Consider the following 24,916-nt stretch of genomic DNA (forward strand, 5'->3'; position numbering starts at 1 on the left):
GAGCGGGAGCGTGGAGCCGCCGGGCTTGGTCCCTGAAGGTGCGGTCCTGCGAAGCCCGGCCTCGCCGCAATCCATGCCTCCACTCCACGAGAGCCGGAAAGCGCGACCCGCTCAGGACTGGTGCGCGAAGTAGTCCTTCAGCGCTTCTTCCCAGTGGCGCAGCGGGGCCAGCCCGGCGGCTCGCCATTCCTCGTTCGACAGCACGGAGTACGCCGGCCTCGGCGCCGGGCGCGGGAAGTCGGCCGTGGTGCACGGGCTCACCCGGGAGGGATCGGCACCGAGTTCGGTGAAGATCGCCCGCGTGAACCCGAACCACGTCGTGTCGCCACCGCCCGTGCAGTGCAGGACGCGCGAAGCGGGGCCGTCCCCGGTTACCACGCGCGCGGCCAGTTCGAGCAGCGCGCCCGCGAGATCGCCCGCATACGTCGGCGAACCCCGCTGATCGTCCACAACGGACAGCGCGTCGCGCTCTTTCTCAAGGCGCGTCATGGTTTTGACGAAGTTCGAACCCGTGTCCCCGTACACCCAGCTGGTGCGCACGATCCAGGCGGACGCACCGGAGCCGAGCACCGCGTCCTCGCCTGCCGCCTTCGTCCGCCCGTACGCGCTGCGCGGGCCCAGCGGCGCGCCGGCCGGGTACGGCTCGGTCGCGTCACCGGGGAACACGTAGTCGGTGGAGACGTGCACCAGCGGCACCCGGCGCGACGAGCAGACCGCGGCCAGCACCCTCGGCCCGTCGGCGTTGATCGCGAAGGCCCGGTTTTCGTCGGCCTCGGCGGCGTCCACCGCGGTGTAGGCGGCCGCGTTGACGACCACCGGCCGCCGCCCCGCCGCCGCGGCGCCCTCCGCGAGCGTCGAAACGGCCTCGAGCACCGAACCGGTGTCGGTGAGGTCGAGCTCCGCCGAACCGGGCGCGTGCACTTCGACCTCGTCCGAAGCCCGTGCCGCGAGCGCGCGGCCGAGCTGCCCGCCGCCTCCGGGTACCAGGACCGAAATCCCTGCCATGCCTCAGCCTCCAGCCACGGCGGCCCGGCTCTTCAGCGGTTCCCACCATGCTCGGTTTTCGGTGTACCAGCGTACGGTCTCCGCCAGCCCTTCGGCGAACGAAACGCGCGGCGCGTAGCCCAGCTCCGTGCCGATCTTGGCGATGTCGACCGAGTACCGCCGGTCGTGGCCGAGCCGGTCGGTGACCGGCTCGACCCGGTCCCAGCCCGCGCCGACCGCGGCCAGCAGGCGTTCGGTCAGCTCGCGGTTCGTCAGCTCGGTGCCGCCGCCGATGTTGTAGACCTCGCCGGGGCGGCCGCCGTCGGCGACGAGCTGGATGCCGTGGCAGTGATCGTCCACATGCAACCAGTCACGGACGTTGAGGCCGTCGCCGTAGAGCGGCACGGTGCCGCCGTCGAGCAGATTGGTGACGAACAGCGGGATGACCTTCTCCGGGAACTGGTACGGCCCGTAGTTGTTCGAGCACCGCGTGACGCACACCGGCAGGCCGTGCGTGCGGTGGTAGGACCTGGCGAGCAGATCGGACGACGCCTTCGACGCCGAGTACGGCGAATTCGGCTCCAGCGCGTGTTCTTCCGCCCACGAGCCCTCCGCGATCGAGCCGTACACCTCGTCGGTCGAGACGTGCACGAACTTCCCCACCTCGGCCAGCAGCGCCGCCTGCAGCAGGGTCTGCGTGCCGAGCACGTTGGTGAGCACGAAGTCCGCCGCACCGGTGATCGAGCGGTCCACATGCGACTCCGCGGCGAAGTGCACGACGAGGTCCACCCCGGCCATCAGCCGCCCGACCAGTTCGCCGTCGCAGATGTCGCCTCGCACGAACTTCAGCCTCGGGTCGTCGGCGACCGGCGCGAGGTTCGCCTCGTTCCCCGCGTAGGTCAGCTTGTCGAGCACCACGATCTCGGCATCGGCCAGCGCCGGATACGCGCCCGACACGGCCTGCCGCACGTAGTGAGACCCGATGAACCCGGCGCCTCCGGTGACCAGCACGCGCATTTCGCACTCCTCCTCGTGGGATCCGAGGGCAGTGTGCCACGAATCGGTGGGCAACCTCCTGAGCCCACAAACGTCATACAAGAAGCACAGTAATGTGGTGGCTTGACCAGGGGTGCGTGCCGGGAAGCGGACAACCGCAAGACAACGGCGCCAGTTCAAGCTGCCGAAAGGGCACAAGGGTGGGCCGGGAGGAGGGGCGCGTGAGCGACGAATGGCCGCCACCGCCCATTCCGGCACCACGCAGGGGGCGGGGGCGCGGGATGAGGGTGTTCGCACTGCGCGGGGGCAAGGTGCTGATCAGCCTGGTGTCCGCGGTCGTGGTGGTGCTGGCCTGTTACGGCTGGCTGTTCATCGGCGACGTGAACGAGGGGCTCGCGACCACGAACGTGTTCGACAAGGACACGCCGGACGCCAAACCGCTCGACGGCGCGGTCGACATCCTGCTCGTCGGCCAGGACAGCCGCACCGACAACCAGGGCAACCCGCTGCCCCGCGAGGTGCTGGACATGCTGCACGCCGGCGAGTCGGACGGCGAGCGCCAGACCGACACCATGATCCTGGTGCACATCCCGCAGGACGGGAAGAAGGCGGTCGCGATCTCCTTCCCGCGCGACACGTACGTCGAGATCGCGGGCGGGTTCGGCAAGCACAAGCTCAACAGCGCCTACGTCTACGCCTACAACGACAAGTCGAAAACCGCGCGGCAGCAAGGCGTTTCCGATCCCAAGCAGGTCGACGAGCAGGCGAAGCTGGCAGGGCGCAAGAACCTGATCACCACGCTCGAGCAGTTCATCGGCAAGCCGGGCATGATCGACCGCTACGCCGAGGTGAACCTGTCGAGCTTCTACGAGATCACCAAAGCGCTCGGCGGCGTGCGGGTGTGCCTCAACGGGCCGGTCAAGGAGCGCAAGTCCGGCGTCGACCTGCCCGCCGGCGAGCAGGAGGTGCAGGGCGTGCAGGCGCTCGCCTTCGTCCGCCAGCGCTACGACCTGCCCAACAACGACCTCGACCGGATCGCGCGCCAGCAGGCGTTCCTGTCCGGGCTCGCGCGCAAGGTGCTCTCCCCCGACGTGATCGCGAACCCGGCGAAGATCGGCGACGTGATCGAGGCGGTCAAGAAGTCGGTGGTGCTCTCCCAGGGCTGGGACCTGCTCGAATTCGCGGCGCAGATGCGCGGTCTCACCGGTGGCAACATCGAGTTCCGCACGATCCCGGTGCTCGGCAGCGCGGTGATCGGCGGCGCCGACGTGGTGCGCGTCGACCAGCCTGCCGTGCAGGCGTTCGTGACCCGGCTGGCAGGCGACGGGCAGCCCTCGACGACGACCCCGAACGCGCCGGGGCAGCCGGGCACGCCCGGCACGATCGCGGGCGCGAACGCGGTCACCGTCGACCTCTTCGACGGCACCGGCTCGTCGGCGACCGGCTCCGGGGCCAGGACGCTGTTCGTGAACAAGGGTTTCCGCGACGGCGGCATCACCCACACCGCGGGCAGGACGAGCACGCTCGTGCGGTACCACCCCGGCGACGAGTCCGCGGTGACCGCCATCAAGCAGGTGCTCGGCACCGCCGTGCAGACCGAGCCGGACCGCGACGTGGCCACCGGGCACGTCCGGGTGCTGCTCGGCAAGGATTACCGACCGCAACCGGCGTCCGGCTCCTCGGCGCCGGCCACCACGACGGCGACACCCCCGTCGTCCCCGTCGTCCTCGTCGTCCTCGTCGTCCTCGTCACCGAGCGGATCGCCGAGCGGATCGCCGAGCAGCAGTCCGGCGCCGCCGTCGGCCGAGAACAAGATCACCGCGGGCGGAGTGCCCTGCGTCAACTGACGCGCCCGACTCACCAGTGCGGGCCATTAACCCACCGCATAGGCTCTACGGTGGGTCAACAGGGAACAGACGGGGAGCGAACACGCGTGGCTGAGGGTTCGGGCGACGACGGCGGCGAGCGGGCGGAGGAGCGGTGGCTCCCGTCACCGCATCCGCGCACCGAGCCAGCCGACGCGTCGGCGGATCCGTTCGGCGACCCGGTGCCGCTGCCCCGCAGGCACACGGGGGCGAAGATCACGCGACGAACGTTCGTGGCACTACTGTCCGTGATCGCGTTCACGGCGACCGGCATCGCCTACCTGACCTACGACAACCTCAAGAGCAACGTCCACACCACGGACGCGCTGGGCACCGGCGAGGACACCGGCTCCCCGCCCGCCGACGACGGCGCGACGGACATCCTGCTCGTCGGCACCGACTCGCGGTCGGACATGCAGGGCAACCCGTTGCCGCCGTCGATGCTGAAATCCTTGCGCACCGAGGAAAAGGCCGGGATCAACACCGACACGATCATCGTGCTGCGGCTGCCGAAAGACGGTGGCAAGCCGTCCGGCATCTCGATCCCGCGCGACTCCTGGGTCACCGTGCCGGGCGGCGGCGAGGCGAAGATCAACTCCGCGTTCGGCACCGCGAAGACCGAAGCGGCGGCGAAGCTGCGCAACACCGGCGAGACCGACCAGGCGAAGATCGAGCGGGACTCCGACCAGGAGGGCCGCAGGGCACTGATCAAGACGGTGCAGGACTTCACCCAGATCAGGGTCGACCACTACGCCGAGGTGAGCCTGCTCGGGTTCTACCTGCTCACCGAGGCCCTCGGCGGCGTGCAGGTGTGCCTGAAGCAGGCGACCGAGGACAAGGACTCCGGCGCGAACTTCAAGGCGGGCGTGCAGACCGTGTCCGGCGGGGAGGCGCTCTCCTTCGTGCGGCAGCGCAAGAACCTGCCGCACGGCGACCTCGACCGGATCGTGCGGCAGCAGGCGTTCCTGTCCTCCGCGCTGCACCAGGTGCTCTCCGCGGGCACGCTGACCAGCCCGACGAAACTGGGCCAGCTCACCGACGCGGTTCATCGGTCGATCGTGCTCGACCCCGATCTCGACATCCTGAAGTTCGCCGAGCAGGCGAAGGGGATCGCCTCGGGCGACGTCGGTTTCAAGACCATCCCGGTGGTCACGATCAACGGCCGCAGCCCGGACGGGACGCAGAGCATCGTGCAGATCGACCCGCCGACCGTGCAGCAGTACGTGGCGAGCCTGGTCGGGCGGGCTCCCGCGCCACCGGTGCAGCCTCCGACGGGCGGTGGTGGCGCGCCGGGCGGCGGCCCCGCGCCCGCGCGCCCCGTCGCCGGGGTGACCGCGCCGCCGGGAGTCACCTGCGTCTACTAGCGTGGCAGGGGTGAGCCTCACCGAGCACCTGCTTCGCCCGCTGCTGCGTTCCTCGGCCGCGCGCCCGCTGATCACGCACTACGACGACGCCGCGGGCAGCCGGATCGAACTGTCCGTCGCGACGACCGCGAACTGGGCGGCGAAGACCGCGAACTGGCTGGTCGACGAGGTCGACGTCGAGCCTGGTGACGACGTCGTGGTCGCCCTGCCGCCGCACTGGCAGACCGCGGGCGTGCTGCTCGGCGCCTGGTGGTGCGGCGCGAACGTGGTGAGCGCCTCGGCCGACGCGCGGATCGCGTTCGTCGCACCGGGCACCAGCCCCACCGGCGCGCAGGCGACGGCGATCGTCGCGCTGGACCCGCTCGGCCGGGGTCTCGGCACCCCGCCGGCCGACGGCTCGCTCGACTACCTGAACGAAGCACGGCTGGCGGGCGACGACTTCAGCCCGCTGCTCCCGATTCCCGGTGACACACCGGCACTTCAAGGATCCACAGTGGACGAAGTGCTGGCCGCGGCGCGCGAATCGGCACTGTCGCGCGAGGACCGCGTTCTGTCCACACTGGACTGGATGGTGCCGGAGGGGGTGCTGGCAGGGCTGCTGACGCCGCTGGCCGCCGGCGCGCACCTGGTGCAGGTGACGTCGGCGGCCAGGCTGGACGCGCATCGGAAGGCCGAGCGGACCACGGTCGAACTCTAGGCGGGCACCGGCTCGCCGAGCTTCGGCCGCTCGCGCTTGCGCCAGAAGAGCAAGTGGTCGAGCGAGATCCGGCCGCCGTTGAACCCGAGCGCCAGCCCGGTGAGCGCGAGCACCAGCACCAGTTCGTAGCCGCCCTGCCCGGTCAGGCCGTTGTCGACGTGCACCGAGAGGAGCGCGCCGATCCCGACCACCGCGTAGCCGATGCCGACCAGCGGCAGCAGGAACCCGGCGATGAAGGCGACCGAACCGAGGATTTCCACGGTCATCGCGAAGAGGGCGGCGGCCGTCGGCAGCGGCAGCCCGGTTTTGGCGAACATCGCCGACGTGGCGTCCAGCCCGTTGTCCCACTTCTGGAGGCCGTGCGCGATGAACACCACGGCGACTCCGATGCGTGCGAGCAGGAGGGTCACGTCTCGAACCCGTGCGTACATCGATTAGCTCCCGGAAATAAGTGAAAGTTCAACTTACCGGGACCACGGTAAGGGAAAACCGGGTTCGGGCCCCGCTCCCGAGCGCGATCGACAGGTTACCGACAGGAACGCTACGACCTCGTTAAATACCGGTGCCCGTGCCGGTGAAACCGTGCCACAGGACCCGCAGCAACCGGCGGGCGTCGCCGGCGTCCGCGCTCGCGACGGCGGCCGCGCTCACCAGTGCCAGCACGTCGGCGGCGGTCAGGTCCGGCCGGACCACACCGGTGTCACGGGCGCGGACGAACAGTTCCTCCGCCGTCGATCGCATCGAATCGTGCCACTGCTCGAACAACGCCGTGCGACGTTCTGCGGGATCTTCGGTGATCGCCACGGCGAGCGCGCGCTTCGTCGCGACGTGCACGACGAAGTGGTCCAGCCAGTCGAAGAGCGCGTCGACGGCCGTGACGTCCTTCACGAGCGCGGCACCCTGGCGGTTGAGCGCGGCCACTTCGTCCGCGTAGACGGCGACGAGCAGATCGCCGCGCGCCGGGAAGTGCCGGTAGAGCGTGGCGTTGCCGATCCCGGCGCGCTTGGCCACGTCGTCGAGCGGGGCGTCCGGCCCCCGCTCGCCGAACAGCTCCCTGGCCGCCGACACCACCGCTTCGACGTTCTTCGCCGCATCCGCTCGCATTTGCCGCCCCTCGCTCAACTGGGGAGTTCCCCGGTACCGTGGCCAGCATACCGGGGAACTCCCCACTTAGCCTCTGGAGCTGCGATGCCCCTCGAAGACCACTTGCGCAGCACGGAGCTGATCGCCCGCTGGCGCTCGGCGAACGCACTCCGGTCGCCCACCACGTCACCGACGTCGTCGTCACCGAGCGGGACGGCAGCGTTTTCGCGCACGCCAAGGGAATCGGCGTCATGGCGAACGGCACCTGCGACAGCGTGACCTACCAGGACACCGTGGTCCGCGGCCAGCACGGCTGGCGGATCAGCCCCCGCGGGCTCATCGCCCGCCGCGCCCCACTCGGCCGTTGACCCAGGCCTCGGTCGCGCGGTGCCCGTTGAGCCCGACCACCTGGAAGTGGTCGGGATCGGTCCAGGTGATGCCGCCGAGCCGCGCGAGCGCGAGGTTGATCGCCCACTCCCCGACCGGCGGGCACCCGCCGTCGTCGTCCACGGCGACGTGCACCGGGCCGAATTCGACCGCGCCGCCCCGCCACACGATGGAAGCCTGCCCGCCGTCACCGCCGAAGAACTCGGCCTCGCAGTAGGCGACCGGGCCGGCACGGGAGACCCCGGCCGCGAACTCGGCCACCGTCGAGGTCAGTCCGTCGAAGATTTCTTCGTACGAGCGGTAGGAACACGGCCCGAGCGCCGTTCTCAGCCTGCCGGTCAGCGGGACCATCGCGAACCCGTGCCGGAGCGGGACGACGGCCAGCCCGGCGATCGAACGGGCGGCCTCGTCGAACACATCGCGATCAGCGGCAATGAGCGCCTGCAAGCTGTAGGCCATACCTTCGATCATGCCGTGCGGGACCGGCCCCGGGTCAGGGGTCAAGCGGGCAGGATCCGCCGGGGAAATGGCTACTGAGCGCTGTCAAGATCGACCGGAACGCGTCCTCTCAACCGTTCAACCGAACTCTCCGTATTCGAACTCGTTGCCCCGAGCCAACTCTCGGTAGTCCACTGTGGATTTCACCGGCGCACCGCGCTGATCCGGAGCCGGACGTAGTCGACGACCGGACCGGGAAGGCGTTCCACCACGGCGTGGACGAATGGGCGCCGCTCGGCGGCAGGGAGGCCGCGGAGGTGCGCGGCGAGCACCACGGTCGCCAAGAACGCTTCGAACTGCTCGCCGGCCGCCAGCCGGGCCGGATCGGGCACCAGCTCGACCTCGATCTCCCGGAAACCCGCCGCTTCGAGGCGGGTCCGCGTTTCCGCGACCCCGGCGAAGTTCCAGATCCCGGCGCCCTCGTCCGCGCCGATCGCGGTGAGTGCGGCGCGGATCGCCGTTATGTTCCCGAAACCTCCGGCCTCGGCGACGAACTGCCCGCCGGGACGCAGCACCGAGGCGACGTTTTCGAAGAGCCGTGCGTGGTCGGGGATCCAGTGCAGGGTCGCGACGCTGACCACGGCATCGACGGGTGCGTCCAGCGGCAGCGGGTCGCGGAGGTCGGCACGCACGACCTCGACCCGGTCGAGCCGGTCCGCGAGGCGCTCAGCGAGGCGTTCGAGCATCTGCTGGGATCCGTCGACCGCGACCACCCGGCCGTCCGGCAGCCGCTCCAGCAACTGCTCGGCGTCGCGGCCGGTGCCGCATCCGAGATCGAGTACCGCCTCGCGGCCGGTCAGGGCCAGCCTCGCGACGGTGGCGGGCCCCCATCGCTTGTGCGGCAAGGGAAGCGCGTCATAGGCGCGCGCGTCCCATTCGAGCAGCTCCATCGCCATCACCCCGTGTCGTCGTACTCCGACTCTACGACACTCTCTCATCATCCGGAACACCTTGACCAGATCGTGGGAGTCCTGAGTAACACCTCCCCCGGGCGCCACGACTCGCAGGAAACCGGAACACCACCGCACGAAGGAGCAGCCATGACCAGCACGCCCCCACCAGCGGTCACGCGCAGGCGAAGACGCTGGCCGTGGCTGGTCGGCGCCTTGGTCGTCGCGGCCGCCGTGACCGTCGCCCTTGTCGTCACCTTGTCCCCCGAACCCCCGCCGGAGAACGGGAAGATCACCGGCACGATGAAGATCAATTGCGTCACATCGTGCTCGGGGTACGGCGATATCCGGGACGGCGCGCAGGTGATCCTCTACAACGAAAAGAACGAGGTGCTGGCGATAACCCAACTGGTGCTGGGCACCGTCACCACCGAATCCACCGGCGAGCGAAAGTATTCGTTCACGTTCACCCACGCGCGGCGCGGGGAGAAGCAGTACGGGGTGCACGTCGGCAACGACAACCGCGGCGTGATCTGGAAGAGCGAATCCGAAGCGTTCGGCGGCGGGTTCACCATCAATATCGGGTGAGCGGCACCGGGGCACCGTTCTGCCTCGCGGGCTAACACCGGACCTCCTGGAAACGACCAAACAGTCGACCGCGATTCAGGAGGATCATTTTCATGCCCGAGCACAAGACCGAGATCTTTTTCGGATTCGCCGCCGCGCTCGCCGTCGCGGGAGCCGCCGCCTGCGGCGCACCGGGACAGCGATCACCCGAGCCCACCACGGCCACGACCTCCGCGGCCCCGGCCGCGACCAGTGCGGCCCCTGCCCAGTCCAAGTCCGCCGCCGCGGCGAAAACGGGAAAGATCCCCGACGTCTCCGGCATGAGCCACCAGAAGGCGCAGGACACCATGCAGGCGGCCGGGTTCTACACCCTCCGCGAGGTCGACGGCAGCGGCAAGGGCAGGATGCTGCTCGTCGACGCGAACTGGGTCCAAACAGGACAGTCACCGGCCGCGGGCACCGTAGCGCCGACCGACACCGTGGTCACCCTGACCGCGATCAAGTACACCGACAGGTAGCGCGATCCATCACCGGTCCGCGTCATCTGCTTCGGCCGCGGGGCCGCGTTCGGCGTTCCGGCCAAGCGAGCGGTCCGCGACGGTGAGCGCGAAGAGCAGCACGCCGATCGCGAGCATGAACCAGGTCAGGCCGTGCAGCCCGGCGGTGTCGGCGCGGTGGGTGAAGAAGGCGCCCTGCGCGGCCGAAGCGATGATCGCGCCGAGATAGCCGAAGGTCCGCAGCAGCCCCGACGAGGACGCGATGCGCTCCGGATCCGCCTGGCGGTACACCGAGTTCTGGAGCGCGAGGTTGTTCAGTCCCTGCGGGATACCGAAGACGAGCGCGATCAGCACCAGCAGCCAGATCGGACTGCTCCCGTGCAGCGTCAGCATCAGTCCACAAGCGACTATCACGCTCACGGCACCGGCGAGCAGCTTCCCGCGGGGTTGCTCGCGCCGCCCGGTCGTGATCGAAACGACGACGGCGGTGGCGAACACCGGAAGCTGCAGCAACCCCGCCGTCGAAGCGGACAGGCCACGCCCCTGCTGCATCCACTGGGTGTACCCGTAGACGAAGACGTAGGAGGCGGTGAAGGCGAGCAGCGCGCGGCCGTAGGTGGCCAGCAGCGGCAGGTTTCCCGCCAGCACCCGCACGTCGAGGAACGGATCCGCGACGCGTCGTTCCCACAGCACCAGCCCGGCCGCCGACACGACGGTGAGCACGGGCAGGTACCAGCCGTCGGCGCGCGGGTTCATCAGGAACAGCAGCAGCGACACCAGCATCACCGCGAAGGCGGCCATACCGGGGAAGTCCAGCGCTGCCCTCCCCTCGCGACGTTCGGTGCGCGGCAGCCGCCACGCACCGAGGGCGAGGCAGGCCAGCGAGAGCGGGATGTTGACCGCCAGCGTGGTGCGCCAGCCGCCGAGGCCGATCAGCAGGCCGCCGAGCGGAGGGCCGATCACCGCGATCGTCTGCGTGGCCACCGCGAGCGCCGTCAGCACACCGGCCGGGCTGTCCCGCCCGGTGCGCCGCGCCTCCCCGCGGATCAACGCCATCGCGGCCGGATATCCCGCGCACGTACCGAAGCCGAGCACCACCCTGGCGGCGATCAGCACGCCGAGGTTGGGCGCCAGCATGCCCAGCACACCGGCGATCCCGGTGAGCCCCGCGCCGACGAGGTACAGCGGCCGTGCCCCGTAGAGGTCGACCAGCCGCCCCACCACCGGCTGCCCGATCGCGGTGGCCAGGTACAGCGCGGACACCAGCCACGCCGTCTGCGACGGCGGCGCCCCGAACGCGACCCCGATCGGCACCAGCGACACCGAGAGGATCGACGAGTTCACCGGGTTGAGAACCGCCCCGAGCATCATCGGCGGCAAGAGCCCCCGATCGAATCCGGTCCGCTCCCGGCTCGACGACGTGCTCGTGAACTTGCGCAACGCCGTCAGTGCCGTCAACACCCGCCCAGCCGCTCCGTAGTCCCATCCATGCCCACCACGATGAACTCTGCAGTCCAAACTGTCAAGTTTAACCTGAAGAGTTAACGGCAGCACCGAGCGCATGATGCACGATTTCGTGGAATCACGAGACGTCGGCAGCCCGTCGGTCGAGACCCGGTCGACCCAGTGGATAGCCGAATCCGCGGAAGCCGATCCAGCAGCCGGCCGCGCGAAAACACCTGTTCGTACTCGCCGTGATCGCGGTCGGGTTCTCCATCCTCACGGCCATCTGCGCGATCGTGATAGCCGTCCAAATAGGACACGTCAGCAGCCGCAGCTCGTCGAGCAGCAGCTATTCCTCTTACTGCACGCTGCACGACTGCTCCTGAGTTGCTGGCCCGTAGCGCGCGACGAACACAGGGCGTTATGAGGTAGCCGAGCGTCAGTAAGTTGGGCGCCCGTCTCTGTTCAGCGATCGCGCCAGGCCAACGGCGACAAGTTAATAGCTGCCTCGGCGATACGTCGGCCCGTTTCGGTCACGACACCCTTCAGCGCACTGTCGATCCATCCCTGCACACGCTGAACACCGACCTCACGGTATTCGACAGCTTGCAACAACATCTCGAGCTTGTCGGCGTCCTTCGCGCAGCGAGCCTCAAGCGTTTCGTTCGACTCGTACTCGTCGACCGCGTTGCGCACGCTGTCACGGGCCGTGCTCGGGAGCTGCCCGGTCTGATCGTGGGTGATCTGCCGCGGATCGGGCTTGGTCAAGTAGCCCTTGACCGTGTGCGGCAGGTCACCGGTGCGAGTCTCCTGCGTGTCGTGCCACAACGCGAGGAACGCCGCACGCTCGGGATTGGCACCTTCCTCAGCGGCGAGCAGACCAGCCAACTGCGCCACGCGCATCGAATGCTCGGCTACCGACTCCGGGTCACGCACCCCGGCCTGCCACCACCCAGCTCGCCGGATGCGCTTCAGTATGCCCAACTCGTACCCGAACGCCGCGATAGCAGCCGGATCCTCCATTTTGCGCTCTCCTTATCGATTAGCGAGCCGGACAGCATAGGCCAGTCCAGCCAGTTCATCATGCATGGGCTTACCAAGACTGTCGTACCCGTGCAGTCGCTCGACCGCAGCGGCCAGCCGTGTTCGTAGCAGGGGCCAGTCGGTAAGCAGACCTGGCCGGAGCGCTATCAACGCGTGCAAACTGTGCAAGTTCAACACGAGGTGAGGCGATGCGGGATCGAGTCGACCGGTCAGATGCGCTGCCAGGTGCAAGCCAGCCCACGAACGCGGGTCGACGGTCACCATGAAGTCGTCGCTGGCCTGTTCCGAGGGCAACTCACCGAGCCAATGCGCCCAGTAGTTCAGGTTCGCTGTCGCGGCACGTTCGGAGTCCAATGAGGCGACGAAGTCGTGCAGAGTGTCGGTATCACCGATCGACGCCCGCGTCACAGCCGCCGAACGAACACCAAGCAGCCCCGAAAGGTCGTCGGACGACCTGCCCCTAGTCGCGCGACTCCATTCGCCACGCAACCATGCGGAGGTGTCCCGTCGGCGATCGAAGCTGAGCAAGTAGATGGCTTGCCGACGCAGTAGCGACTCCGAGGGCTGTGTAGCACGTAGCGAAACCGTGAACAGATGGTCGAAGAGGCGCGTCTGTTCCTCATCGGACAGATAAGGCGAAACAGGAGTAGGTCCCCGATGCGGGCGTTTCGGCGCCAGGCCAGCCAGTTGCACCGGTAGCTGGCCAGTAACCGGCCACGTAACCAAGTTCATCAGCGTCCGACGGTGCACGGTCGCCGATAGCGGGTGCAACTCCTCTCGCTGCCATACATCGCCTCCCTCAATGGCGGCGGAGAGCACCATGTCCGCGTCCAGAGCGTCGAAGAGGTAGCGCGCGGTGTCGGCCGGAGCACCTGCTCGGGCGAGTTGCATTCGCAGGCGAAGCAGGTCTGTCGTGCGCACCGCCGTCAGCGGACGACGCCCCGACTCCCAACTCTGCACGGTGGTCGCGTCCACACCCAATGACGCCGCGAATGACTCCTGCGTAGCACCAGCGGCCTGCCGGGCCAACTTCAACACGAACCCCGACACGATGCCCGAACAGCGACTACCCCGACCAGCAGTCGGGGTTCCACCACGCTCGGCCATCAGCGGCCTCTCGTCAGGGCCCTCTACTCGGACCACCAGTGAGTTCTTTCGCCAGCGCTGCGATTCTAGCGTGCTGTCACATGGATACAGAGCGTGACAGTGCGCAGGAAGGCGGCGACCATGAGCTGGCGACGGGACATGGACGGAAACGTCGAGGACCTCGATGGCACTGGCCCGGTCGAGGACGACGAGTAACGGCGCCTAGCGAGCCCGACGGTCCACTCCGGCCGATCGTAGGGGGCGTTAGGCATCGAGTCGCGGGCGATCCGAACCCGCCTGACGGCGTCACGATCCGCATGCTGTGCGGCTTCCTGTGGAAGGTCCATCGGACAGCCAAGTCACCACACATCTACGACTGCCACGCGTGCGACGAAGAATTTGACGAGACAGCCGCCAAGTGAAACGTGCCACCGCCAGGCATACTCGCCCATCATATACACAGAAAATGACGCCTAACAAAAGCGTGAACATGGTTACTATTTTCCAACATGTAACAGGGGCGATCTCTGCCGCGATTTTCGATCATGACCACAGACGAATCAATACCCCAAATGACTCTTCGCGACTACCTATATCTAGACGTGGATAGAGTCAAGTCTATTGCAGGTCAACTTGACCAGGGCGTAGAAGAAGGTCGCAGCTTCTCTCGACGCTCCAGCAAGAAGCTAGCACTAGGCTGGGAAAAGTTTCTCTCTTTCAACTCGGACACCGGAAGCGAATCCATCACGCAAAGGTCAATGCTTGACAGCCTTTTTCCTGATCTTGAAAGCAGTCTCGAAGCAACGCACATGCGAGACATCAGCGATGAGTTCGCAAACCAGGAAATCGATACCTACGAAACCATCTACAACAGGTGCCCGGAGGGCTCGATTGTACGACTCACCGCACCCGGCTACCTATTTGATAGCAACTACCTTGGCAACTCTCTCGTCAACTTGTCGACCGCAATAAACGGATACCAGTGGTTCAGCTATGAACTCGTAAAGGCAGCGCTTGAGGAATCCGGCGACAATGAAACGGTTAAAGAAATTACGAATCTGAACTTTTTGGACTCATCTCCACCAGAAGACAGGGGCAGTGAACACGAGCGTACTATCCATGATTTTATTCCGAATTTAGGCTACAGCGCAGACTTCCTTCGAGCTATCATAAGAACAACACGAGGAGTGCTGCCCCCAGGACTGAATCTGCTCTCTTTTAGCTCTCAAAGCAGTGGTCAAATGACTGCGAGCAGGCGACTTCAGACGTCAATTCGACGATAAAAACCGCCAACGAAACACTTGAGGATCTTCAGAACGTTACAGAAAACTCTAAGTTCAGGCGAGCAGACTTTATAAAAGGAATAGCGCAGATGCTCTCAGAAATGGGTCAGGCAGGTTTTTTGAATGTTCCGCAACATCCTGGATTAACCGTAATCCCCATGGCAATATATCGCCTAATCCAGTAGCAACTGGGCTGTCAAGTCACGAGTAGGCGCACCAAGCGGCACCGACCACACTCGGGCGGTCTGGCTCCGACGACTGCCTGGGAAGCAGGCTAATCATAGGCAGTCAGAACCGCTCGAACGACGGTCGAAATGGATCAGCCCTTGAGCAGGGCCCGTGCCATCACCATGCGCTGGATCTGGTTGGTGCCTTCGTAGATTTGGGTGATCTTCGCGTCGCGCATCATGCGTTCGACCGGGAAGTCGCGCGTGTAGCCCGCGCCGCCGAAGAGCTGCACGGCGTCGGTGGTCACGGACATCGCGATGTCCGAGGCGTACGACTTCGCGGCCGAGGCCATGAAGCCCGCGCGCTTGTCGCCGCGTTCGGTCGCGGCGGCGGAGGCGTAGACGAGGTGCCGCGCCGCTTCGATCTTGGTGCCCATGTCGGCGAGCATGAACTGCACGCCCTGGAAGTCGCCGATGGACTTCCCGAACTGCTTGCGCTCCTTCACGTAGGCGATCGCGGCGTCGAGCGCGCCCTGTGCGATGCCCAGTGCCTGCGCGCCGATGGTGGGGCGCGTGTGGTCCAGCGTGCGCAGCGCGGTCTTCAGGCCGGTGCCGGGGTCGCCGATGATCCGGTCGGCGGGGATCTCGCAGTTCTCGAAGTAGATCTCGCGCGTCGGCGAGCCCTTGATGCCGAGCTTGCGTTCCTTCGGGCCCACCGAGAAGCCGGGGTCGTCCTTGTGCACGGCGAACGCGGAGATGCCGTTCGCCTTCTTCTCCGCCTCCGGGTCGGTGACGGCCATCACCGTGTACCAAGTGGACTCGCCCGCGTTCGTGATCCACGCCTTGGTGCCGTTCAGCACCCACGAGTCGCCTTCGAGGCGGGCCCGCGTGCGCATCGACGCGGTGTCCGAACCGGCCTCCCGCTCCGAGAGCGCGTACGACGCCGACGCCTCACCCGACGCGATGGACGGCAGCACGAGCTTCTTGACCTGGTCCGAAGCGGACAGCAGGATCGGCTGGGTGCCCAGCTTGTTCACCGCGGGGATCAGCGACGCCGAGGCGTCGACGCGGGCGACCTCTTCGATCACCACGCACGCCGCGATCGCGTCCGCGCCCTGGCCCTCGTACTCCTCGGGGATGTGCACCGCGTGGAAACCGGCCTTGACCAGCGCGTCGCGCGCTTCGGCCGGGTACCGCTCCTGCTCGTCGACCTCGGCGGCGAAGGGAGCGATCTCCTTCTCCGCCAGCGCGCGCACGGCGGCCCGCAGCTCCTCGTGCTCCTCGGCAAGCTGGTAAAGACCGGGACCGTCCGACACCTTTGTCACCTCTCATCGCAGTACAGGGCTTCCCGCGATGTTAGCGCTCGTTTACCAGACGGTGCTTGTGTCGTCGGCCGCATTCTTCGTACCGTGCAGTGATGCCGATCACTGATCGCTCGTGGCCGACCGGTTTTCCCACCACCCTCGACTACCCGGAAGTGGCGGTCGGCTCGATACTGGCCGGCGCCGCGCACCGCTTCCGCGACCGCGTGGCCTTCGGCCACGGCACCCGCCACCTCACCTTCAGCGAGCTGGACCGTGCCGCGCACCGGTTCGCGAACGCGCTCGCCGCGCACGGCGCCGGGCACGGCGACGTGGTCGCGGTGGCGATGCCGAACTGCCTCGCCTACCCGGTCGCCTACTTCGGCACGCTCCTGGCGGGCGCGACGTTCAGCCCGGTCAACCCGCTGCTCCCCGCCGACGACCTCGCCGCGCAGCTCGCCGACTGCGGAGCGGTCGCCGCGATCGCGTCGGCACGGGCCGCGGACGCGATCGCCGCCCGGCTCGACCGCACCCGCGTCGAGCTGGTGGTGATGTCCGATCCGGACGGAACGCCCCTTCCCGGGCACTTCGAGTTCGCCGCGTTCCACGCCGAAGCACCCGACACCGCGCCGGGTGCCGAGTTCGACCCGCACACCACGCTGGCGCACCTCGCCTACACCGGCGGCACCACCGGCCGGTCGAAGGGCGTCTGCCTGCCGCACCGGAACGTGGTGGTGAACGCGCTGCAGTTCGCCTGCTGCCAGACCGGCTCGCTGCCCTCGAAGGACGAGCGCGGCGACGTGGTGCTCGACCAGGTCGGCAGCGCGGAGGAGTGGCCGGTCCGGCTGGGCACCGGGACCGCGATCAACCTGACGCCGTGGTTCCACGCGATGGGCACGATCGGCGCGCTGAACATCCCGCTGCTCACCGGAACCACGGTCGTCCTCCACGACCGGCTCGACCCCGGTGGCTACCTCGCCGCGTGCGAACGGCTTCGCGTGACGTCGATCGGTGGCGCGCCCGCGCTGTTCGCGGCGCTGATCGCCGACCCTTCGTGGCCCTCGCGCGACCTGTCCTCGGTGCGGGCGATCACCAGCGGCGCCGCGCCGCTGGCGCACGACGTGATCAGCACGCTGGCGAGGCGCTGCCCGGACGCGGTGATCGCCGAGGGCTACGGGCTGACCGAGGTCACCATGGGCGCGGTGTCGGGGCCGGTGTTCCGCTCCGGGCTCCGCAAGGTCGGCTCGGTCGGCGTGCCGCTGTTCGACACCGAGGTGAAGATCGCGGACGAGCACGGTGATCCGGTGCCCGCCGGTGAACGCGGCGAAGTGTGCGTCCGCGGGCCGCAGGTGATGACCGGGTACCTCAACCGTCCACAAGAGACAGCCAACGCGCTGCGGGACGGCTGGCTGCACACCGGCGACGTCGGCGTGCTCGACACCGACGGCATGTTGTCCATTGTGGACAGAATCAAGGACATGCTGATCTACAAGGGGTACAACGTCTATCCGCGCGAGCTGGAGGAACTGCTGATCGGCAGGCCGGAGGTCCGCGGCGCCGCGGTGATCGGGCGGCCGAGCGCGGAGTTCGGCGAGCTGGCGGTGGCGTTCGTCGTGCGCGCGCCCGGCCACGACGAGATCACCGAGGCGGGGCTGATGGCCGAGGTGAACGAGAAGCTGGTGCCGTACAAGCGACTTCGCGAGCTGCGGTTCGTCGACCAGATCCCGGTCTCCGCCGCGGGCAAGATCCTGAAGCGGACCCTGCGGGACCAGCTCTGACGGCTCGCCACCATGCGGAGGCTGTCATTTCCTTCGCGGGCGGCGTGTTCGCGAGCGGATGTCCCCTGATGGCCCCCATGACGGCACCTGCCTCGTCTCCCCGGCCCGCCGCATGCCCTGAAGGTCGCCTTCACGGCGTCTATGTCCCCGAAGGCGACCTTCAGGGCATATTCCTCGCGATCCTGACCGCCGCGAGGGGAGAGATCGCGGCGTCAGATTCCCCGAAGGCGACCTTCAGGGACCCACCGCGCTCTTCGCCCGGCGGGCTACTCGCGAATCGATGCCCCTGATGGCCCCATGAGGGCACCAGGTGCCGTGAAACCCACGATGACGGCATCCGAGATGGCCGCCGGACAGGCATGATGCGGCCCCGCCCGCGAAAGTGCCGTCCCCCAGGCCCTGCTGTCGGGGCGCTGTCGGGGCGCTGTCGTGAAGGCCGAGTTTCGGGCGTCCAGTGCCGTCATGGTGGCCATCAGGGACCTGCGAAGCGGCCCGCTGGCGCACTTCCTCGCCTCCCGGCCCACCGCGTGCCCTGAAGGTGCCCTTCGCGGCGTCAGATTCCCCGAAGGCGACCTTCAGGGCACGGAAAAGCGCTACTCGGTCACCCGTGCCCGGAGTGCGGCGTCCTTGTCCAGTACGAGCTGCGCGAGATCGGACTGGAACCGGGCCATCTCGGTGCGCAGGGATTCGTCGGCCGCGGCGAGGATCCGCACCGCGAGCAGCCCGGCGTTGCGCGCGCCGCCGACGGAGACGGTCGCGACGGGCACGCCGGCGGGCATCTGCACGATCGACAGCAGCGAGTCCATGCCGTCCAGGTACTTCAGCGGCACCGGCACGCCGATCACCGGCAGCACCGTCGCCGAGGCCACCATGCCGGGCAGGTGCGCCGCGCCGCCCGCGCCCGCGATGATCACCGAAAGGCCCCGCTCCGCCGCGGACGTCGCGTAGTCCAGCATGCGCTGCGGCGTGCGGTGCGCCGAGTACACGCCGACCTCGTAGGGCACCTCGAACTCGTCGAGCGCCTTCGCCGCGGCTTCCAGCACCGGCCAGTCGGAGTCGCTGCCCATGATCAGGCCAACCTTCGGCGACATCGCCGTCCTTTCCAGACAGTCCAAAGCGGATTCAGTGGATTTCGTGCCCGTCGCGCCATTCGGCGTGCGAGAGCCAGTGCGCCGCGAGCGTCGCGCGCTCGCGCAGCCGTTCGACACCGCTGCCGGTGAAGTTGACGTGCCCGAGCTTGCGGCCGGGGCGCTCGCCCTTGCCGTAGAGGTGCACGCGCGCTTCCGGGTAGCGGGCGAACAGGTGGTGCAGGCGCTCGTCGGGACTCATGTCCGGGGTGGCGGGCGCGCCGAGCACGTTCGCCATCACGCACACCGGCGCCATCAGGTCGGTCGCGCCGAGCGGGTAGTCGAGCACCGCGCGAAGGTGCTGCTCGAACTGGGAGGTCCGCGCGCCGTCCATGGTCCAGTGCCCCGAGTTGTGCGGGCGCATCGCGAGCTCGTTGACCACGAGCCCGTCCTCGGTCTCGAACAGCTCGACGGCCAGCACGCCGACGACGCCGAGTTCCGCCGCCGCGCGCAGGGCGAGGTCCTGCGCCTCGTGCATGAGATCCGCGGACAGGCCGGGCGCGGGCGCGAGGACCTCGGTGTTGATGCCGTCGCGCTGCACGGTTTCCACCACCGGCCACGCGGCGCCCTGCCCGAACGGCGAGCGCGCCACCAGCGCGGAAAGCTCGCGCCGCATCGCGACCTTCGTCTCGACGAGCAGCGGGGTGCCCGCGGCGATCAGTTCGCCGACGAGTTCGCGCGCCTGTTCGGCGGCGTCGAGCATCCACACGCCGCGGCCGTCGTACCCACCGCGCGCGGCCTTGAGCACCACGGGCCAGCCGTGCTCCTCGCCGAACTTCAGCACGTCGTCCGGGGAAGTGACCTCGGCGAACGGCGGTCCGGGGAAACCCAGCTCGGACAGGCGCCCGCGCATCACGAGCTTGTCCTGCGCGTGCAGCAGCGCCTCCGGGCCGGGGCGCACCACGACCCCGTCGGCGACGAGCGCGCGCAGGTGCTCGCCCGGCACGTGCTCGTGGTCGAAGGTCAGCACGTCGACGTGCTTGGCGAAGGAGCGCAGCGCGTCGAGATCGGTGTGGTGGCCGTAGACCACTTCACCGGCGACGAGCCCGGCGGAGTCGTTTTCGCCTGCGGCCAGCACGCGCAGCGACTGTCCTAACGCGATCGCGGACTGGTGCGTCATCCTGGCCAGCTGGCCGCCGCCAACCATGCCCACCACGGGGAGACCGGTTCGAGTATCCATAGCGCGAGCAGACTAGCCGGAGGCCGCGGTGTCGCCCTGCGGGTGTGGCGCGAGCGCGGGCTCCGTCACACGGTCGCGCCGCAGCTCGACGGCCACGGCGGCGAGCAGGCCCACGACCGCGGTGACCACGTAGGCGTTGCCGAGCACCGCGAGCCCGGGGTTCCAGTGGAACTCGGTGTCCCCGCCGTTCGGGACGAACATGATCAGCGCGCTGAGGTAGAACACCGCCACGAGCGCGCCCTGCCACACGCGGCCCTTCGCCAGCAGCAGTACCACCAGCGGCACCGACCACACCCAGTGGTGCGACCACGAAACCGGCGACGCGACCAGCCCGAGGAACGCGGTGACCGCCAGCGCGGCGAGCGCCTCACCGCGCCGGGCGAGGCGCCGGACGAGCCAGGCCGCCGGGATCGCGAGCACCGCGGCGATCGCCAGCGCAAGCGTTTGCGACCAGGGCGCTTCGGCCGACGCCCTGGTCACCGCGCCGTTGAGCGACTGGTTGAAGATCCACTGGACGCCGCCGATGCGGTGCGGGTCGAACGCGGCGACCGTCCAGTAGCGCGCGGCGTCGCCCGGCATCAGCGCGAACATCACGCCCTGCAGCGCGGCGAACGTCGCGAGCGCGCGCACGCCGTCGCGCCAGCGCCCGGTGAGGAACAGGTGCGGCACGAAGATCAGCGGGGTCAGCTTGACCGCGGCCGCGACGCCGATCAGCGCCCCGCCCCACCGCGAACCGCGCGCGGAAACCACCAGCACGTCCAGCACGACGACCGCCAGCAGGACCAGGTTGATCTGGCCGAGCTGGATCGTCTTCCACACCGGTTCGAAGCCGAGCGCGAGCACCGTGACGCCGATCAGCACCGGTACCGAGGCGAGCCGGGAGTCCCGCACCGACCGGGCGCACACGCGCACCACGACGGCGAGGGAGAGCACCGAGACGGCGGCGAGGAAACCCCAGGTCAGCCCTTCGGGAATGAGCGCGAGGGGCACGAAGAGCAGCGCCGCGGCCGGCGAGTAGGTGAACGGCAGCGCCACCCACGAAGGCAGCGTCGGCAGGCGCTGCGCGCTGTACAGCTCTTCGCCGCGCAGGAAGGTCAGCGCGCCCGCGCGGTAGACGCCGCTGTCCGCGCCGAGGTGGGCACCGGTGAACCAGACGACGAGCCCGCCCGCGAACGCGAGGACGACCAGCGCGCCCGCCGCCAGCGACCAGGCGCGGCGGTCAGGTCGCCGGGGTCGCGTCGACATGCTCGTCCGACGGTGGCCCAGGAGGCCCGGATGCTCTCGTTGGCACGGCCGCGCGGCGCCCGCGCAGGACGATCCAGCGCGCGGTGAGCACGGCGGCGAGCACGAGCGGCATCAGCAGGTAGGCGTTGCCGAGCACGTTCTGCCAGAACACCCAGTGCAGCTCGATGTTGCGGCCGTTCGGCATGGCGAGCAGCACGCAGCTGACGAACACGGCGATCACCGCGATCGCGCCGATCCACCGCCGCCACGCTGTCGCCGGGGTGGTCTGCGGCAGCCGCGAGATCAGCAGCACGATCAGCGGCACCGCCCACACCCAGTGGTGCGACCAGGAAACCGGCGACGCGAGCAGCACCCAGAACGCGGTCACCAGCAGCGCGGCGAGCGCCTGGCCCTTGCGGTGGAAGCGCAGCATCAGCCAGATCGCGGGTACCGCGAGCACGAGCGCGAGGCCGATCGCGGCCGTCGACGCCCACGGCGCGAGATCGGTGATGCGGGTGAGCATGCCGTTGAGCGACTGGTTGCCCGCCCAGTGCAGCGGCCCGATCCGGCCGGTGTCCTTCAGCGTCTGCGTCCAGAAGCGCAGCGTCTGCTCGGGGATGATCGCGAACATCAGGCCCTGGAAGGCGACGAAGGTGCCCAGCGCGCGGAAGGCGTCCTTGACCTTGCCGGTGAACAGCAGGTGCGCGATGAACGGCAGCGGGGTCAGCTTCACCGCCGAGGCGATGCCGACCAGCACCCCGCCCCACCGCGAGCCGCGCGTGGTGATGACCAGCACGTCGAGCACGACCATGGCCATCAGGATCAGGTTGATCTGGCCGAGGAAGATCGTCCGCCACACCGGCTCCAGGCCGAGGAACACCACCGAGAAGACCAGCGTCGCGCGGGCGGGCGAGGCCCACCAGCGGGCGCCGCCGTCCTTCGGCGGCGGCAGCGAGCCGATCGCGATCCGCACCACGAGCGCCATCGCCAGCACCGAAACGGCGGTGAGGATGCCCCACGCGACCTGGATCGGCACGAGCGCCATCGGCACGAAGAACAACGCGGCCGACGGCGGGTAGGTGAACGGCAGCAGCGCCCACCACGGTTCGGTGGCGAGCGTGTTCGAGTCGTAGAGCGGGTCGCCGTGCAGCAGGGTGAGCGCGCCGGCGCGGTACACCGCGCTGTCCACCCCGAGCCGCCAGTCCAGCAGCCACGCGACGACGCCGGCGACGATGGCCAGCAGCGGCACCGCGGCCAGCAGCAGCACCGACCGCGGCCGCACGGACAGCCGCGAAAGCGACACGCGCAACGCGAGGCGGTGCGGCGCGCTCCGCGCGGCGGGTTCACCGTCTTCGGTGTCGTTGACGGAGGTGGGGACGGACCGGCTCACCTGACTAGGAAATCACGGGACGCGCCACCCGTGTGCAAGGGTCCGGTCAACCCCGGCCGAGGTCGTTGACGAGTTCGCACGCGGCGTCATGGGTCGAGGGCAGCCGGATGACCTTGATCCGGGGCTGACCGACCTCGGCGAGCTGTGCGTCGACCGCCAGCCGCTCGTTCAGCTCGCGCCTCAGCAGCACCGCGCGCGCCGAGATCCGGCCGTCCTTCGGCACCAGCACGGCGACCGACGACGGCCCGATGCAGGCGACGCTCTCGCCGCCGTCGAACACCGCGCGCAACGCCTCCGCGGCCAGGATCATGCTGGTCAGGCGCTGCCAGCCGGTGACGCCGGACAGGTCGACGGCGACCGCGAGCAGCAGGTGCCCCTCGTTGGCGCCGACGCCGTCCCGCTCGGCCTGGCGGTAGATCTCGCCGAGCCGGGTCCGCAGGTAGGCGGCCGTCGGCAAGCCGGTCAGCGGATCGATGACCTCGACGGTGGAAAGCCGGTCCATCGCCACGTCCGCCCACGCCACCGCGGTCACCCTGAGCAACCTCGACGGGGTGGCGTCCACGTCCGGTACCACGAAGCTGCCCTCGTTCGACAGCACCGCGTGCAGCGCCGCGAGATCCGCCAGCGTTTCGGCGAGCCCGGCGCCGCTGGCCGCCCTCGCCCTGGCCAGCCCGGCCAGTGACACCTCGGCCGAAGCCCCCTTCAGCACCGCCGCGCACACCGCGTCGACCTCGGGCAGTCCCCAGTCACTGGGGAAGCGCCAGCCGGACGACAGGCTCGCGGTGCGCCAGCGCGCCCGGAGCGAGCGCAGTTCGCGATCCCGCTCCTGCTGCTCCGGGTGCCGCGGCGCACCGACGACGGGCATATCCGACGAAGACTCAGTAGAGCCCGACGACCCCGACGACGACAAGGCCCCATCCCTTCCTCCACCGAACGCTTCCGGGGTAGGGACGGCACTCCTAGTTGATCGTGACGGGGTTTCGGCAACTCGGTGAACGAAGGCGGGTGAACCTGTTGCGCCCTCCGGGTCATCGCAGTACCCGTGACGTGACGTCACACTCATCGTCCGTCACACTGTTGCTCGCGCGAAGTCAAAGGTATGTGCGGCGAGGGAGACGCCGCGCGCACCTGCCAGACAGAGGAGACCCGTGTCCAGCGTTCCCGCCGACCCGACCGGCCAGAGCGACGCCGAGCTCATCGCGTCCGTGCGAGCCGGCGCCATCGCCGCCTACGGGACCCTGTACGAGCGACACGTCACGGCCGCGTACAACCTCGCCCGCCAGCTTTCGAGGTCCACCGCCGAGGCCGACGACCTGGTGTCCGACGCCTTCGCGAAGGTGCTCGACACGCTGCGCGCCGGCAAGGGCCCGGACAGCGCGTTCCGCGCCTACCTGCTCACCGCGCTGCGGCACACCGCGTACGACAAGACGCGCAAGGACCGCAAGATCGACCTCAACGAGGACATGTCGGACCTGTCCAGGACGGGCGGCACCGCCGGCGAAGCGCTGACCGTGCCGTTCTCGGACACCGCGGTCGCCGGGCTCGAGCGGACGATGGCGGCGAAGGCGTTCGCACGGCTGCCGGAGCGCTGGCAGGCCGTGCTGTGGCACACCGAGATCGAACGGCAGTCACCGGCCGAGGTCGCGCCGCTGCTCGGGCTGACCGCGAACGGCGTCTCGGCGCTCGCCTACCGCGCCCGTGAAGGGCTGCGCCAGGCGTATCTGCAGGTGCACCTGGCCGAGACCTCGGCGGAGCGCTGCCGCGCGACCGCCGACCGGCTCGGCGCGTGGACCCGCGACGGGCTGTCCAAACGGGAGCGCGCCCAGGTCGAGACGCATCTCGACGAATGCGACCGGTGCCGCGCGCTGGCCGCCGAACTGGCCGACGTCAACGGCGCGCTGCGCCTGATCATCGCCCCGATCGTGCTCGGCGGCGGGGTGCTCGGCTACCTCGCGGCCGCGGGCGCGGCCAAGGCGAGCGCGGCGACCGCGGGCGCGGCGGCCGGTGCCGTCGGCACCGCGGGCGCCGCCGGTGCCGCGGGCGGTGGCGGCGGTGGCGGCGGGAT

24 protein-coding genes are annotated in these 24,916 nt (G+C 69.0%); 9 read left to right on the forward strand and 15 right to left on the reverse strand.

Translation table 11 applies throughout. The features are described 5' to 3' along the window. Positions 1 to 111 precede the first annotated feature (111 nt). Complete coding sequence (gene rfbD / locus ABD256_RS38530; RefSeq protein ID WP_344430329.1) at positions 112 to 1,005, reverse strand: dTDP-4-dehydrorhamnose reductase; 894 nt, start codon at positions 1,003 to 1,005, stop codon at positions 112 to 114. 3 nt (positions 1,006 to 1,008) lie between these two features. Further along, positions 1,009 to 2,001, reverse strand: a complete 993-nt coding sequence (rfbB, locus tag ABD256_RS38535) for a dTDP-glucose 4,6-dehydratase (RefSeq protein ID WP_344430331.1) — start codon at positions 1,999 to 2,001, stop codon at positions 1,009 to 1,011. Between the two features lie 260 nt (positions 2,002 to 2,261). Between rfbB and ABD256_RS38540 the strand changes: the two genes are divergently transcribed. The 3 genes from ABD256_RS38540 to ABD256_RS38550 all read left to right on the forward strand — a co-directional run bounded on the left by ABD256_RS38540 (position 2,262) and on the right by ABD256_RS38550 (position 5,906). Next, positions 2,262 to 3,827 carry an LCP family protein gene (locus ABD256_RS38540; RefSeq protein WP_344430332.1) on the forward strand — a complete coding sequence of 522 codons (1,566 nt, stop codon included), beginning with the start codon at positions 2,262 to 2,264 and terminating at the stop codon, positions 3,825 to 3,827. A gap of 86 nt (positions 3,828 to 3,913) precedes the next feature. Continuing rightward, a complete protein-coding gene (locus ABD256_RS38545; protein WP_425546592.1) occupies positions 3,914 to 5,209 on the forward strand; it encodes an LCP family protein in 1,296 nt (431 codons plus the stop codon). 10 nt (positions 5,210 to 5,219) lie between these two features. Then, positions 5,220 to 5,906 carry a TIGR03089 family protein gene (locus ABD256_RS38550; RefSeq protein ID WP_344430334.1) on the forward strand — a complete coding sequence of 229 codons (687 nt, stop codon included), beginning with the start codon at positions 5,220 to 5,222 and terminating at the stop codon, positions 5,904 to 5,906. Here the strand turns inward: ABD256_RS38550 and ABD256_RS38555 are convergent. Together ABD256_RS38555 and ABD256_RS38560 are read right to left on the reverse strand one after the other, a co-directional pair. Next, positions 5,903 to 6,337: a DoxX family protein gene (locus tag ABD256_RS38555; RefSeq protein ID WP_344430336.1), complete on the reverse strand. Its 435-nt coding sequence runs from the start codon at positions 6,335 to 6,337 to the stop codon at positions 5,903 to 5,905. The two genes, ABD256_RS38550 and ABD256_RS38555, sit on opposite strands and share 4 nt — an antisense overlap. 121 nt (positions 6,338 to 6,458) lie before the next feature. Beyond that, on the reverse strand, positions 6,459 to 7,010 hold the full coding sequence (locus ABD256_RS38560; protein ID WP_344430338.1) for a TetR/AcrR family transcriptional regulator: 552 nt from the start codon (positions 7,008 to 7,010) through the stop codon (positions 6,459 to 6,461). A gap of 38 nt (positions 7,011 to 7,048) precedes the next feature. On the opposite strand from ABD256_RS38560, the gene ABD256_RS38565 reads away from it, so the two are divergent. Continuing rightward, on the forward strand, positions 7,049 to 7,357 hold the full coding sequence (locus ABD256_RS38565) for a hypothetical protein (RefSeq protein WP_344430340.1): 309 nt from the start codon (positions 7,049 to 7,051) through the stop codon (positions 7,355 to 7,357). Here the strand turns inward: ABD256_RS38565 and ABD256_RS38570 are convergent. Both ABD256_RS38570 and ABD256_RS38575 read right to left on the reverse strand, forming a co-directional pair. Continuing rightward, positions 7,326 to 7,835 (reverse strand): hypothetical protein, encoded by a 510-nt coding sequence (locus tag ABD256_RS38570; RefSeq protein ID WP_344430342.1) that lies wholly within the window; start codon positions 7,833 to 7,835, stop codon positions 7,326 to 7,328. The two genes, ABD256_RS38565 and ABD256_RS38570, sit on opposite strands and share 32 nt — an antisense overlap. Before the next feature lie 182 nt (positions 7,836 to 8,017). Then, the gene (locus ABD256_RS38575) at positions 8,018 to 8,764 is read right to left on the reverse strand and encodes a class I SAM-dependent methyltransferase (RefSeq protein WP_344430344.1); all 747 of its coding nucleotides are present in this window, start codon (positions 8,762 to 8,764) and stop codon (positions 8,018 to 8,020) included. A gap of 150 nt (positions 8,765 to 8,914) precedes the next feature. On the opposite strand from ABD256_RS38575, the gene ABD256_RS38580 reads away from it, so the two are divergent. Continuing rightward, entirely contained in the window at positions 8,915 to 9,352 is a 438-nt protein-coding gene (locus ABD256_RS38580) for a hypothetical protein (RefSeq protein ID WP_344430346.1), read from the forward strand. Positions 9,353 to 9,444: 92 nt separating this feature from the next. Next, on the forward strand, positions 9,445 to 9,849 hold the full coding sequence (locus ABD256_RS38585; protein WP_344430348.1) for a PASTA domain-containing protein: 405 nt from the start codon (positions 9,445 to 9,447) through the stop codon (positions 9,847 to 9,849). Positions 9,850 to 9,858: 9 nt separating this feature from the next. Here ABD256_RS38585 and ABD256_RS38590 read toward each other — a convergent pair whose 3' ends face one another. From ABD256_RS38590 to ABD256_RS38600, 3 genes are all read right to left on the reverse strand, one after another. Continuing rightward, on the reverse strand, positions 9,859 to 11,391 hold the full coding sequence (locus tag ABD256_RS38590; protein ID WP_344430349.1) for an MFS transporter: 1,533 nt from the start codon (positions 11,389 to 11,391) through the stop codon (positions 9,859 to 9,861). A gap of 345 nt (positions 11,392 to 11,736) precedes the next feature. Beyond that, complete coding sequence (locus ABD256_RS38595; protein ID WP_344430350.1) at positions 11,737 to 12,294, reverse strand: HD domain-containing protein; 558 nt, start codon at positions 12,292 to 12,294, stop codon at positions 11,737 to 11,739. 12 nt (positions 12,295 to 12,306) lie between these two features. After that, positions 12,307 to 13,353, reverse strand: a complete 1,047-nt coding sequence (locus ABD256_RS38600) for a helix-turn-helix domain-containing protein (protein WP_344430351.1) — start codon at positions 13,351 to 13,353, stop codon at positions 12,307 to 12,309. 593 nt (positions 13,354 to 13,946) lie between these two features. On the opposite strand from ABD256_RS38600, the gene ABD256_RS38605 reads away from it, so the two are divergent. After that, on the forward strand, positions 13,947 to 14,684 hold the full coding sequence (locus ABD256_RS38605; protein WP_344430352.1) for a DUF6414 family protein: 738 nt from the start codon (positions 13,947 to 13,949) through the stop codon (positions 14,682 to 14,684). Positions 14,685 to 15,003: 319 nt separating this feature from the next. Here the strand turns inward: ABD256_RS38605 and ABD256_RS38610 are convergent, their stop codons facing one another. Beyond that, a complete protein-coding gene (locus ABD256_RS38610; protein WP_344430354.1) occupies positions 15,004 to 16,176 on the reverse strand; it encodes an acyl-CoA dehydrogenase family protein in 1,173 nt (390 codons plus the stop codon). 92 nt (positions 16,177 to 16,268) lie between these two features. Between ABD256_RS38610 and ABD256_RS38615 the strand changes: the two genes are divergently transcribed. Next, positions 16,269 to 17,930, forward strand: coding sequence for a class I adenylate-forming enzyme family protein (locus ABD256_RS38615; protein WP_344430356.1), 1,662 nt, complete (start codon positions 16,269 to 16,271; stop codon positions 17,928 to 17,930). Between the two features lie 593 nt (positions 17,931 to 18,523). On the opposite strand, the gene purE is transcribed toward ABD256_RS38615, so the two are convergent. Genes purE through ABD256_RS38640 form a run of 5 tightly spaced genes read right to left on the reverse strand, consistent with a single transcriptional unit; the run spans position 18,524 to position 23,716 of the window. After that, positions 18,524 to 19,021 carry a 5-(carboxyamino)imidazole ribonucleotide mutase gene (gene purE / locus ABD256_RS38620; RefSeq protein WP_344430358.1) on the reverse strand — a complete coding sequence of 166 codons (498 nt, stop codon included), beginning with the start codon at positions 19,019 to 19,021 and terminating at the stop codon, positions 18,524 to 18,526. 31 nt (positions 19,022 to 19,052) lie between these two features. Then, entirely contained in the window at positions 19,053 to 20,237 is a 1,185-nt protein-coding gene (locus tag ABD256_RS38625; RefSeq protein ID WP_344430360.1) for a 5-(carboxyamino)imidazole ribonucleotide synthase, read from the reverse strand. A gap of 12 nt (positions 20,238 to 20,249) precedes the next feature. Then, positions 20,250 to 21,482, reverse strand: a complete 1,233-nt coding sequence (locus ABD256_RS38630; RefSeq protein WP_344430363.1) for a glycosyltransferase 87 family protein — start codon at positions 21,480 to 21,482, stop codon at positions 20,250 to 20,252. Next, on the reverse strand, positions 21,457 to 22,851 hold the full coding sequence (locus ABD256_RS38635) for a glycosyltransferase 87 family protein (RefSeq protein WP_344430365.1): 1,395 nt from the start codon (positions 22,849 to 22,851) through the stop codon (positions 21,457 to 21,459). Before ABD256_RS38635 ends, ABD256_RS38630 begins: the two co-directional genes overlap by 26 nt. Positions 22,852 to 22,897: 46 nt before the next feature. Continuing rightward, positions 22,898 to 23,716: a GGDEF domain-containing protein gene (locus ABD256_RS38640; RefSeq protein WP_344430367.1), complete on the reverse strand. Its 819-nt coding sequence runs from the start codon at positions 23,714 to 23,716 to the stop codon at positions 22,898 to 22,900. Positions 23,717 to 23,999: 283 nt separating this feature from the next. On the opposite strand from ABD256_RS38640, the gene ABD256_RS38645 reads away from it, so the two are divergent. Further along, positions 24,000 to 24,916 (forward strand): sigma-70 family RNA polymerase sigma factor (locus ABD256_RS38645; RefSeq protein WP_344430369.1); only part of this gene is annotated, 917 nt, incomplete at its 3' end.

Source organism: Amycolatopsis minnesotensis, from assembly GCF_039529815.1.
Lineage (GTDB): Bacteria > Actinomycetota > Actinomycetes > Mycobacteriales > Pseudonocardiaceae > Amycolatopsis > Amycolatopsis minnesotensis.